This is a genomic window from Pseudomonas palleroniana (genome assembly GCF_003031675.1).
Taxonomy (GTDB): Bacteria; Pseudomonadota; Gammaproteobacteria; order Pseudomonadales; family Pseudomonadaceae; genus Aquipseudomonas; species Aquipseudomonas palleroniana.
In genome coordinates, this window is sequence record NZ_PYWX01000034.1 from 234,196 (window position 1) to 246,816 (window position 12,621).

The window sequence follows — 12,621 nt, forward strand, 5'->3', positions numbered from 1 at the left end:
ACTAACGGACCTCGACCACTGAGCCCTGCAACCGCTGCAAAGCCTCGTTGACCGGCTGCGGCAGCAATTGGCGCAGGCAGTTGTAGTGGCCGAACCGGCAGGTGCGGTCAAAACACGGGCTGCAGTCCAGACCCAGGCGCACCACTTCGACCTGGTCGGCCAACGGCGGTGTGAAACCGGGTGAGGTGGAACCGTAAACGGCCACCAGCGGGCGGTTCAGCGCGGCCGCTACGTGCATCAGGCCCGAGTCATTGGACACCACCGAATCCGCGCAGGACAGCAGGTCGATCGCCTCGGCCAGCGAGGTATCGCCACTGAGGTTCACCGCTTCTTCGCGCAGGCCGGGGATCAGGCGCTGACGGATGTCTTCGCCTACCGAGTGATCGTTTTTCGATCCGAAGAGCCACACCTGCCAACCCTCGCGGATCTTGGTCTCGGCGACTTTGGCGTAATGCTCCGACGGCCAGCGCTTGGACTCGCCAAACTCGGCACCCGGGCACAGCGCCAACACCGGGCGGTCCAGGGTCAGGCCGAACTTGGCCAGTGCCGCGTCGCGGGTCAGCGGGTCGATCTGCAGGCTGGGGCGCGGGTAAGGCTTGGGCAACTCGGCACCCGGCTCGTAAGCCAGGGCCATGAACCGCTCGATCATCAGCGGGTAGCGCGCCTTGTCGAGGGTGCGCACGTCGTTGAGCAACACATAACGGAACTCGCCGCGCCAGCCGGTACGCTTGGGGATGCCGGCAAAATACGGCACCAGCGCCGACTTCAGCGAGTTGGGCAGCAGGATGGCCTGGTCGTACTGGCCGGCCAGGGATTTGCCGATGCGCCGACGGGTCGCCAGTTCAAGGGCGCCGTGGCCGAGCGGGAAGCTCAAGGCCTTGCGCACCTCGGGCATGCGCTCGAGGATCGGCCGGCTCCACTCGGGGGCGAGCACGTCGATTTGGCAGTCGGGATGACGCTGTTTCAGGCACTGGAACAGTGTCTGCGCCATCACCATGTCACCGACCCAACTGGGCCCAACGATCAGAATATTCATGTAGTTTCCACAAACGATGCGGGGAGGCTTATGCCTCCCCGCCCTAATAGTGTTTCAGCTCAACCCCAGCTCCTGCCAGATTCGCATCACCTGCCGCCGTTCGTCGGCGAACTGATCCCCTGCGACCGTGCCGGACTCGTTTTGCAGAGCCTGGCGATGCGCAGCGGAACGGTAGGCCTTATACACCTCGCGCAGCAGGTGGGCATCGGCGGCGGGCATCAGCCCTACCTGCTCCAAGCCTTCCAGAATGCGGATATTGTCGGTATAGCGCAGCAACGATGGATGTTGCGCAGACCACGCCAAAGCCGCGTATTGCACCATAAATTCAATATCGACGATACCTCCGGCGTCCTGCTTGAGATCGAACACCGCCGTCGCCTCGAACGCATTGGCGCCGGTGCCGGCCGCCGTGGTCTTGGTGCCCAGGTTATCGCGCATCTTGGCGCGCATCTCGCTGACCTCCTGGCGCAGCTTGACCGGGTCCCGCTCACGGCCAAGCACACGGGCCCTCACCTGCTCGAAGGCCTGCCCGACGTCCTGGCTGCCCACCAACACCCGGGCGCGGATCAGGGCCTGATGCTCCCAGGTCCAGGCTTCATTTTGTTGATAGCGATCAAACGCGCCCAGTGAACTGACCAATAACCCGGAGGCGCCGGAAGGTCGCAGGCGCATATCCACCTCATACAGCTGGCCCGAGTTGGTCTGGGTGGTCAGCAGGTGAATGATCCGCTGGCCCAGGCGCGTGAAGAACTGCGCCCCGTCGATCGGTTTGGCCCCATCGGTTTCCGCCTGCGGGTCACCATCATGGATAAAGACCAGGTCCAGGTCCGAACCATGCCCCAGTTCGATCCCGCCGACTTTGCCATAACCGACAATGATGAACCCAGGATCGCACAAGGTGCCGTCCACGCGCTGCGGCGAACCATGGCGGGCCACGGTCTGGCGCCAGGCCAGGGCCAAGACTTGTTCGAGGATGGCTTCGGCAAGCCAGGTGAGGTAATCGCTGACCTTCATCAACGGCAAGCTGCCGGCGATCTCCGAAGCGGCCACGCGCAGGCGGTGAGCCAGCTTGAAATGGCGTAGCGCCTCCATCTGCTGCTCAAGGTCGTCCTCGGGGATGCGCGTCAGGCGCTCGCGCAACTCGGCCGCCAGCTCCGGTGCCAAAGGCGGTTTGAACAGGCGACCTTCGTTGAGCAACTCGTCGAGCAGCAACGGAAACCGCGTGATCTGCTCGGCGATCCAGGGACTGGCGGCGCACAACGTCAGCAAACGGCGCAGCGCATCGGGGTTCTCGGTCAGCAGCACCAGGTAAGCGGAGCGCCGCGCGACGGCCTCCACCAGCGGCAGTACGCGCTCCAAGACCAGGTCGGGGTTGGCGTGTTCCACCGCCTGGGCCAGCAGGCGCGGGATAAACGCATCCAGCCGCTCACGCCCCAGGCGCTGCATCGCGCGCAATTGCGGGCTGCCTCGCAGGCTGGCCAGGGCCCTGAGGGCCTTGGGCGCGTCGCTGAAGCCGCCCTCGGCCAACTGGCGGCACGCCGCGTCTTCATCCTGGGACTCTTCCCACAGCGGCAACCACTCACCGCCCACCATCAGCTCGCTTTCGTCGCCTTCCTCTTCATCCGGGTCAGCAATCACTTGGCGAAAATGCCAATCCACCCGACCGCGCCAATACATCAAGCGCTCATGAAAAGCCGCCCAATCGGCAAAGCCCAACATAAAGGCAATACGTGCCTGATCCTGCGGGTTGTCCGGAAGCATCTGGGTCTGCCGGTCGGCGATGGCCTGGATGGCATGTTCGGTGTAGCGCAGGAATTCATAGCCTTCGCGCAACTCGGCAATCACCGCCGGCGGCAGGTAGGCCTGGCCTTCCAGAGTGCCCAACACCTTGAGCAGCGGGCGCTGTTGCAGGCTGAGGTCACGACCACCGTGAATCAGCTGGAACGCCTGGGCGATAAACTCGACCTCACGGATCCCCCCCGAGCCCAGCTTGATATTGTCGGCCATGCCTTTGCGCCGCACTTCCTGCTGGATCAACTGCTTCATGGTGCGCAGCGCTTCGATGGCGGAAAAATCCAGATAACGGCGGTAGACGAACGGTCGCAGCATATCGAGCAGTTGCGCGCCGGCCACCTGATCGCCCGCCACGACGCGTGCCTTGATCATGGCGTAGCGTTCCCAGTCGCGCCCCTGATCCTGGTAGTACTGCTCCAGCGCGTTGAAGCTGAGCACCAAGGCACCCGCTGAACCATAGGGGCGCAGGCGCATGTCGACACGGAACACAAAACCGTCGACGGTCATCGGGTCCAGGGCCTTGATCAGTTTTTGACCAAGACGAATAAAGAACTCCTGATTATCCAGGGCGCGCTTCACGCCCACCGTCTCGCCGCCTTCGGGATAGGCGAAGATCAGGTCGATATCGGATGACAGGTTCAGTTCCACCGCACCGAGCTTGCCCATGCCGAGGATGACCATGTGCTGCGGTTCGCCGCTACGCCGGCCGGTCGGCGTGCCGAATTGCACGCAATGGCGCTGATACAGCCACTGGTACGCTTGGTCGATACAGGCGTCCGCCATGTCGGAGAGGTCACGGCAGGTTTGCACCAAGTCCGCCTGTCGAGTCAGGTCGCGCCAGATAATCCGCACCTGCTGACGGGTACGCTGACGACGCAATACACGCCCCAGCTCGTCTTCTGTTTCAGCCTGTTGCACCGCGCCGGCCACCTGCCCGCACAGTTCGCCTGGTGCAAAGCCGCGATCCAGCTCGCCCCAGGCCACCAGCTCCAGCAACATCAAAGGGTCACGAAGACTCTGTTCAATGACAAAATCACTGGCGGCGCATACCCGGGCGAAGTCGGCCCACCGTTGCGGCGTCCACGCAGAAAGGCCATGATCGTCATCCAGCGCGGCCACCGCGTCACGAAATGACTGCTCGGCCCGCTGGGCAAAAGGCAAGAGAATGGCCGGCAGTTCGGCCAGCGTTGGAAGGCTCATGGTCTATCCTTGATCGGCGCGGGAATGGCTTGTAGCTGTGAACGCAGGAACCACGCTCGGTGAAGGACTGTCGAACAAAGGTTAGAAATAGCTGAAATTAATTTCATTTTGGCAGCCAACATCAAACATTCACCTTTTCTTGTTCGCAAAAGATCAACAATAACGATTATGCTCACCAGCCAGACCGAGCCATACGCTCAGTCTTGTGTAGTTTTACTACTCGTATATACATTCGAAAGGCTGAAATGGCTGACGATTTGTAGTAAAACTACAGGACGCCGAAGCAACCTTCGGCCATCCAAGAATTTATGTCGTCTGCCCACAAGGCCAGTCGCAAACTCAGGCAACCGATTCTGGTAGCCTTTCCGCCCTGGAGCAAGCCATGCAAGACCTCGATCCCGTCGAAACCCAGGAATGGCTGGACGCCCTGGAATCGGTTCTCGACAAAGAAGGCGAAGACCGTGCTCACTACCTGATGACCCGTATGGGCGAACTCGCGACCCGCAGCGGCTCGCAACTGCCCTACGCCATCACCACGCCATACCGCAACACCATCCCCGTTACCCACGAAGCACGCATGCCTGGCGACCTGTTCATGGAACGCCGCATTCGCTCGCTGGTACGTTGGAACGCCATGGCGATGGTAATGCGCACGAACTTGAAAGATTCGGACCTGGGCGGTCACATCTCCAGCTTCGCTTCCAGTGCGACCCTGTATGACATCGGCTTCAACTACTTCTTCCAGGCCCCGACCGACGAGCACGGCGGCGACCTGATCTACTTCCAGGGCCACACCTCCCCAGGCGTCTACGCCCGTGCGTTCATGGAAGGCCGCATCACCGAAGAACACATGAACAACTTCCGCCAGGAAGTGGACGGTAACGGCCTGTCGTCGTACCCGCACCCATGGCTGATGCCTGATTTCTGGCAGTTCCCGACGGTATCCATGGGCCTGGGCCCGATCCAGGCGATCTACCAGGCACGTTTCATGAAGTACCTGGAAGCCCGTGGCTTCATCCCTGAAGGCAAGCAGAAAGTCTGGTGCTTCCTGGGTGACGGCGAGTGTGACGAGCCGGAATCCCTGGGTGCGATCTCGCTGGCCGGCCGCGAGAAGCTGGACAACCTGATCTTCGTCATCAACTGCAACCTGCAGCGCCTCGACGGCCCGGTTCGCGGCAACGGCAAGATCATCCAGGAACTCGAAGGCGTGTTCCGCGGTGCTCAATGGAACGTGACCAAGGTCATCTGGGGCCGTTTCTGGGACCCGCTGCTGGCCAAGGACGTCGACGGTATCCTGCAGCGTCGCATGGACGAAGTCATCGACGGCGAGTACCAGAACTACAAAGCCAAAGACGGCGCGTTCGTGCGTGAACACTTCTTCAACACGCCTGAACTCAAGGCGATGGTTGCCGACCTGTCCGACGACGAGATCTGGAAACTCAACCGTGGCGGCCACGACCCGTACAAGGTCTACGCGGCGTACCACGAAGCGGTCAACCACAAAGAACAACCGACCGTCATCCTGGCCAAGACCATCAAGGGTTATGGCACCGGTGCCGGCGAAGCGAAAAACACCGCGCACAACACCAAGAAAGTCGATGTCGACAGCCTGAAGCTGTTCCGCGACCGCTTCGACATTCCAGTAAAAGACGAAGAGCTGGAAAACCTGCCGTTCTTCAAGCCGGAGCCGAACAGCGCCGAAGCCCGTTACCTGAGCGAGCGCCGCGCCGCATTGGGTGGTTTCGTGCCACAGCGCCGCGCCAACAGCTTCAGCGTACCGACGCCAGACCTCAGCACCCTCAAGGCTATCCTTGACGGTTCGGGCGACCGTGAAATCTCCACCACCATGGCCTTCGTGCGTATTCTGGCGCAGCTGGTCAAGGACAAGGACATCGGCCCGCGCATCGTCCCGATCATTCCGGACGAAGCCCGTACCTTCGGTATGGAAGGCATGTTCCGTCAGTTGGGCATCTACTCCTCCGTCGGCCAGCTCTACGAGCCAGTCGATAAAGACCAGGTGATGTTCTACAAGGAAGACAAGAAGGGCCAGATCCTCGAAGAAGGCATCAACGAAGCGGGCGCCATGAGCTCCTTCATCGCTGCCGGTACTTCGTACTCCAGCCACAACCAACCAATGCTGCCGTTCTACATCTTCTACTCGATGTTCGGCTTCCAGCGTATCGGCGACCTGGCCTGGGCGGCCGGCGACAGCCGTACCCGTGGTTTCCTGATCGGCGGCACTGCCGGCCGGACCACGCTGAACGGCGAAGGCCTGCAACACGAAGACGGTCACAGCCACATCCTGGCTGCCACCATCCCGAACTGCCGCACCTTTGATCCAACCTACGGCTATGAGCTGGCGGTGATCATCCAGGACGGCATGAAGAAGATGACCGAAGAGCAGCAGGACGTTTTCTACTACATCACCGTGATGAACGAGTCCTACCAGCAGCCAGCCATGCCGGCCGGCGTGGAGGAAGGCATCATCAAGGGCATGTACCTGCTCGAAGAAGATACCAAGGAAGCAGCGCACCACGTACAACTGATGGGCTCCGGCACCATCCTGCGTGAAGTGCGTGAAGCGGCGAAGATTCTGCGTGAAGAGTTCAACGTCGGCGCCGACGTGTGGAGCGTTACCAGCTTCAACGAACTGCGTCGAGATGGCCTGGCCGTAGAACGTCACAACCGCCTGCACCCTGGCCAGAAGCCACAGCGCACCTTCGTTGAAGAGTGCCTGACCGGCCGTAAAGGCCCGGTGATCGCTTCGACCGACTACATGAAACTGTACGCTGAACAAATTCGCCAATGGGTCCCGTCCAAGGAATTCAAAGTCCTGGGCACCGACGGTTTCGGCCGCAGTGACAGCCGCAAGAAGCTGCGTCACTTCTTCGAAGTCGACCGTCACTTCGTGGTGTTGGCAGCCCTGGAAGCCTTGGCTGACCGTGGTGAGATCGAACCCAAGGTAGTGGCTGACGCTATCGTCAAGTTCGGGATCAACCCGGAAAAACGCAACCCACTGGACTGCTGAGGAGATTTTTTGTGAGCGAACTCATTCGCGTACCTGACATCGGCAGCGGTGAAGGTGAAGTAATCGAGCTGTTTGTGAAGGTCGGCGACAAGGTTGAAGCCGACCAGAGCATCCTGACCCTGGAATCGGACAAGGCGAGCATGGAAATCCCTGCTCCCAAGGCCGGCGTGGTCAAGAGCCTGAAAGTGAAGCTGGGCGACCGCCTGAAAGAAGGCGACGAACTGCTGGAGCTGGAAATCGAAGGTGCCGCTGATGCGGCCCCGGCGGCGGCTCCTGCTGCCGCTGCCGCGCCAGCGCCTGCTGCTGAAAAACCTGCTGTCGAGGCCGCCCCGGCCCCGGCTGCTGCACCCGCCGCCGCCAGCGTCCAGGACATTCATGTGCCGGACATCGGCTCGTCGGGCAAGGCCAAGATCATCGAGCTGCTGGTCAAGGTCGGCGATACCGTCGAAGCCGACCAGTCGCTGATCACCCTGGAGTCCGACAAGGCCTCCATGGAAATCCCTTCGCCGGCTGCCGGCGTCGTGGAAAGCATCGCGGTCAAGCTGGAAGACGAAGTCGGCACCGGTGACTTCATCCTCAAGCTGAAAGTACAAGGCGCGGCGCCTGCTGCCGCACCAGCACCGGCTGCCGCTCCGGCCGCCAAGGCTGAAGCGGCTCCGGCCGCCGCCGCCCCTGCGCCTGCGGCAAAAGCCGAGGCCGCTGCGGCCCCTGCTGCTGTCGCACCCGCGCCAAGCGGTGCCAAGGTTCATGCTGGCCCTGCGGTACGTCAGCTGGCTCGTGAGTTCGGCGTTGAGCTGAGTGCTGTGTCGGCCAGCGGCCCTCACGGCCGTGTGCTGAAGGAAGACGTGCAGGCTTACGTCAAAGCCATGATGCAAAAAGCCAAGGAAGCTCCGGCCGCAGGCGGCGCTACCGGTGGTTCGGGCATTCCGCCGATCCGCACCGTGGACTTCAGCCGCTTCGGCGAAATCGAAGAAGTGCCGATGACCCGCCTGATGCAGATCGGCGCGGCAGGTCTGCACGCCAGCTGGCTGAACATTCCGCACGTGACTCAGTTCGACCAGGCCGATATCACCGACCTGGAAGCTTTCCGCGTTGCGCAGAAAGCCGTGGCCGAAAAAGCCGGCGTGAAACTGACCGTGCTGCCGCTGCTGCTCAAGGCTTGCGCGCACCTGCTCAAGGAACTGCCGGACTTCAACAGTTCGCTGGCCCCGAGCGGTAAAGCGATCATCCGCAAGAAATACGTACACATTGGCTTTGCCGTCGATACTCCGGATGGCCTGCTGGTACCGGTCATCAAGAACGTCGACCAGAAGAGCCTGCTGCAGCTTGCTGCTGAAGCGGCTGCGCTGGCGGCCAAGGCCCGCGACAAGAAGCTCACCCCAGACGATATGCAAGGTGCGTGCTTCACCATCTCCAGCCTCGGTCACATTGGCGGCACTGGCTTCACGCCAATCGTCAACGCGCCGGAAGTGGCGATCCTGGGCGTGTCCAAGGCGACTATCCAGCCTGTGTGGGACGGTAAAGCGTTCCAGCCGAAGCTGATGCTGCCTCTGTCGTTGTCCTACGATCACCGCGTGATCAACGGCGCCGCGGCTGCACGCTTCACTCAGCGCCTGAGCCAGTTGCTGAACGACATCCGCACCATCCTGCTGTAAGCCTCACGGGCCTCCCTGTTACCAGGGAGGCCTGGCTGCACCGATTTCCGAGCGCCACGCTCGTACCTCAACCCCGCCACTTGGCGGGGCTTTTTTTGGGCTCTTGTTGCACAGCCAGAACAGGTTTGTACACCTTCTATCAGCCCGATTGCAGAAATCCCCCGTGCGGCCGATAACAGCCATATAGCACTTAGCCTTCATCCTCTCTTGTCAGTGCGTGCTGCATGATGCAACCTTGCCGCAGGCGACAGTAAAGAGGGCGTGAGCCCGGTGTAGTGCGCATTTTCCCAAGCGAGTTTCCCCCATGAAAAGCCAACCCGATGTCGCCCGAATGGCGGCCGAGGTAGTGACGCAATTACCGGTGCCTTCGCGCCTCGGCATGCTGCGTTTCGAGCGGCTTAATGAGGCAAGCTGGGCCATGCTTTACCTCGACCCCAATTGCGAACGCCAATTCGGCCTGCCGGCGGTCGAGTTGTGCGCCCTGCTCGGCACCCCCTACGCCAGCCTGATGGAACCCCAGGCGCGCTATCAGTTGCACGATGCGATCCAGCAGCAACTGAGCCAGAGCCCCCATTACCTGGTGCGCTACACCTTGCACACCCACGATGGGCCGCTGAGCCTGCTGGAAATGGGCGAGGCCTACAAGCAACACAATCGTCACTTGCTGCGTGGCTACCTGATGGTGGTCGACGGCCTGTTCAGTGAAGTACCGACTTTTGCCCCGACTGCCGACCTGGAAAACCAGAACAGCCGCCTGCAAATCGCCCTGGAACTCAACCAGCGTGCGCAACAGGAACAATTGCAGCACCTGGAGCGGGTACGCGCCCAGCAGGAACTGATCCTGCTGCTGGCGCGCCAGCGCTACAGCACGCCTAACTCGCTGCAGGAAGCCGCCGAGCTGATCACTCGCAGTGCCTGCGATATCTACCAGGTCGATTGCGCCAGTATCTGGAACCTCGAAGGGCAGCGCCTGGTGCCGATCTCGGCGTATCACCGCATTGACCAACAACACCACCTGCCCGAGGCGATCGACGCCAGCGGTTTCCCGGACTACCTGGAAGCCCTGCACAGCAGCCGTGCCATCGACGCCACCCACGCGATGCGCGATCCGCGCACGCGTGAAATGGCCGACCATCTGCGCGCCAAGGACATCTACGCGATGCTTGACGCGAGCATCCGCGTCGATGGCCATGTCGTCGGCGTGTTGTGCCTGGAACAGAGCGGTCGAGCACGCGACTGGCAGTCCGATGAGATCGCCTTTGCCGGCGAACTGGCCGACCAGTTCGCCCACGTGATCAACAACCACAACCGTCGCGCCGCCACCAGCGCGCTGCATTTATTCCAGCGGGCAGTGGAGCAAAGTGCCAACGCCTTCTTGCTGGTCAATTGCGATGGTGTGGTGGAGTACGTCAACCCCAGCTTTACCGCGATTACCCAGTACAGCGCCGAAGAAGTCCACGGCCATCGCCTGGCGCAACTGCCGGCCCTGGAGAACCTCAGCGAGTTGCTGTTCGACGCACCGTCAAGCCTGGCCAAGAGCAACAGCTGGCAAGGCGAATTCAAGAGCCGACGCAAGAACCTGGAACCCTACTGGGGCCAACTGTCGATATCCAAGGTGTATGGCGACAACCGCGAACTGACCCACTACATCGGCATCTACGAAGACATCACCCAGACCAAGCTGGCCCAGCAGCGTATCGAGCGCCTGGCCTACACCGATAACCTGACCAACTTGGGCAACCGCCCGGCGTTTATCCGCAACCTGGATGAGCGCTTCGCCCGGGACAGCGACAGCCCTATCAGCCTGTTGCTGGTGGACATCGACAACTTCAAGCGGATCAACGACAGCCTCGGCCACCAGACCGGCGACAAACTGCTGATCAGCCTCGCCCGGCGCCTGCGTAACAGCTTGAGTGCCGGCGGCAGCCTGGCGCGCTTTGCCAGTAACGAGTTTGCGGTGCTGCTGGACGATGCCGACCTGGAGACGGGCCAGCAGGTCGCCAGCCAACTGCTGACGACCCTCGACAAGCCCATGTTCGTCGACAACCAATTGATCAGTATCACCGGCTCGGTGGGGCTGGCCTGTGCGCCACTGCATGGCCGCGACCCACAGACCCTGATGCGCAACGCCGGCCTGGCCTTGCACAAAGCCAAGGCCAACGGCAAACACCAGGTGCAAGTGTTTACCGAGGCGCTGAACGCCGAGGCGAGCTACAAGCTGTTCGTGGAAAACAACCTGCGCCGCGCCCTGACTCAGAACGAGCTGGATGTGTTCTACCAGCCCAAGCTGTGCCTGCGCAGCGGCCGCCTGCTGGGCATGGAGGCGCTGCTGCGCTGGAACCATCCGGAAAAGGGCATGATCCGTCCCGACCAGTTCATCAGCGTGGCCGAAGAGACCGGGCTGATCATCCCCATCGGCAAATGGATCGCCCGCCAGGCCTGCCGCATGAGCAAGCACTTGAGCGCCGCTGGCATGGGCAACTTGCAGGTGGCGATCAACCTGTCGCCCAAACAGTTTTCCGACCCGGACCTGGTCGCGTCGATTGCCACGATCCTCAAGGAAGAACAGCTGCCGGCGAATCTGCTGGAGCTTGAACTGACCGAAGGCCTGCTGCTGGAGGCCACTGAAGACACGCGCCTGCAACTGGACCAGTTGAAGAGCTTCGGCCTGACCCTGGCCATGGACGATTTCGGCACCGGTTACTCGTCGCTGAGCTACTTGAAAAAATTCCCCATCGACATCATTAAGATCGATCGCAGCTTTATCCACGAAATCCCGGACAACCAGGACGACATGGAAATCACCTCGGCGGTGATCGCCATGGCCCACAACCTCAAGCTCAAGGTGGTGGCCGAAGGTATCGAGACCGCCGAACAACTGGCATTCCTGCGTCGGCATCGCTGCGATGTGGGCCAGGGCTACCTGTTCGACCGGCCGATCCCTGGCTCAGAGCTGATGAAGATGCTTAAACGCTACCCGCGCGGGCCAATCGCCTGACAGCGATGTAACACTCGGGCACACTGACTGTCTGAATTCTTACCTAACTCAATCTGACTGAGAGGACTGATCATGGTCTTGCGCTCGGAAATTCTGGTGAACAAAAACGTGCTGCCTACTCAAGAACAAGCTTTGCCCGGCCGTGAAACCCCAATGGCGCTGCCGGACACCCACTTCGTCAACGGCAACCCGCTGCTGGGCCCATTCCTCGACGATGTCGGGTTCGCCATCTTCGGCCTGGGTTGCTTCTGGGGCGCCGAGCGCAAGTTCTGGCAGCGCGATGGCGTGGTCAGCACGGTGGTCGGTTATGCCGGGGGCTACACGCCGAACCCGACCTATGAAGAAGTCTGCTCTGGCCTGACCGGCCACAGCGAAGTGGTGTTGGTGGTATATGACCAAGCCAAGGTGAAATACGAAGACTTGCTGAAGATGTTCTGGGAACTGCATAACCCGACCCAGGGCATGCGCCAGGGCAACGACATCGGTAGCCAGTACCGCTCGGTGATCTACGCCACCACGCCTGAGCAACTGGCAGCAGCAAAAGCCAGTGCGCAAGCCTATCAGGCAGAACTGACCAAAGCCGGCCTGGGTGAAATCACCACGGAGATCGAAGAAGCACCGACGGTGTACTTCGCCGAGGCGTATCACCAGCAGTATCTGGCAAAGAACCCCCAGGGGTATTGCGGCATCGGCGGCACCGGCGTGACCTGCCCGATCTGACCAACCTCGAACTTGTAGTGAGCGGGCTTGCCCCGCGCTGGGCGGCGCAGCCGCCCTAAACTCAGACACCTCGGTTTTCCTGAAAGACCGCGGCGTCCTTGTTCGGGCGGCTACGCCACCCAGCGCGGGTGTAGAACCGTAGACATCGTTTACATCTGAAACCGGGGACATCGTTTACACATTTGAAGCT

General features: G+C 61.3%; 6 protein-coding genes. 4 read left to right on the forward strand and 2 right to left on the reverse strand.

The window, feature by feature from the left end; translation table 11 throughout:
- Nucleotide 1 precedes the first annotated feature (1 nt).
- Together waaF and glnE are read right to left on the reverse strand one after the other, a co-directional pair.
- The gene (gene waaF, locus C9383_RS13390; protein ID WP_060755154.1) at nucleotides 2-1,036 is read right to left on the reverse strand and encodes a lipopolysaccharide heptosyltransferase II; all 1,035 of its coding nucleotides are present in this window, start codon (nucleotides 1,034-1,036) and stop codon (nucleotides 2-4) included.
- Nucleotides 1,037-1,090: 54 nt separating this feature from the next.
- Nucleotides 1,091-4,030 (reverse strand): bifunctional [glutamate--ammonia ligase]-adenylyl-L-tyrosine phosphorylase/[glutamate--ammonia-ligase] adenylyltransferase, encoded by a 2,940-nt coding sequence (glnE, locus tag C9383_RS13395; protein ID WP_090367214.1) that lies wholly within the window; start codon nucleotides 4,028-4,030, stop codon nucleotides 1,091-1,093.
- A 382-nt stretch (nucleotides 4,031-4,412) separates the two neighbouring features.
- On the opposite strand from glnE, the gene aceE reads away from it, so the two are divergent.
- From aceE to msrA, 4 genes are all read left to right on the forward strand, one after another.
- Entirely contained in the window at nucleotides 4,413-7,058 is a 2,646-nt protein-coding gene (gene aceE / locus C9383_RS13400) for a pyruvate dehydrogenase (acetyl-transferring), homodimeric type (protein WP_090367216.1), read from the forward strand.
- Between the two features lie 11 nt (nucleotides 7,059-7,069).
- Complete coding sequence (gene aceF / locus C9383_RS13405) at nucleotides 7,070-8,713, forward strand: dihydrolipoyllysine-residue acetyltransferase (RefSeq protein ID WP_090367218.1); 1,644 nt, start codon at nucleotides 7,070-7,072, stop codon at nucleotides 8,711-8,713.
- A gap of 304 nt (nucleotides 8,714-9,017) precedes the next feature.
- On the forward strand, nucleotides 9,018-11,711 hold the full coding sequence (locus C9383_RS13410; RefSeq protein ID WP_090367220.1) for a putative bifunctional diguanylate cyclase/phosphodiesterase: 2,694 nt from the start codon (nucleotides 9,018-9,020) through the stop codon (nucleotides 11,709-11,711).
- A 72-nt stretch (nucleotides 11,712-11,783) separates the two neighbouring features.
- A complete protein-coding gene (gene msrA, locus C9383_RS13415) occupies nucleotides 11,784-12,431 on the forward strand; it encodes a peptide-methionine (S)-S-oxide reductase MsrA (RefSeq protein WP_090367222.1) in 648 nt (215 codons plus the stop codon).
- Nucleotides 12,432-12,621 lie beyond the last annotated feature (190 nt).

Bases quoted from the DNA above. Each gene is read 5' to 3' on its own strand.
- waaF (WP_060755154.1), bottom strand. From the start codon at position 1,036: ATGAATATTCTGATCGTTGGGCCCAGTTGGGTCGGTGACATGGTGATG.
- aceE (WP_090367216.1), top strand. From the start codon at position 4,413: ATGCAAGACCTCGATCCCGTCGAAACCCAGGAATGGCTGGACGCCCTG.
- msrA (WP_090367222.1), top strand. From the start codon at position 11,784: ATGGTCTTGCGCTCGGAAATTCTGGTGAACAAAAACGTGCTGCCTACT.
- glnE (WP_090367214.1), bottom strand. From the start codon at position 4,030: ATGAGCCTTCCAACGCTGGCCGAACTGCCGGCCATTCTCTTGCCTTTT.
- C9383_RS13410 (WP_090367220.1), top strand. From the start codon at position 9,018: ATGAAAAGCCAACCCGATGTCGCCCGAATGGCGGCCGAGGTAGTGACG.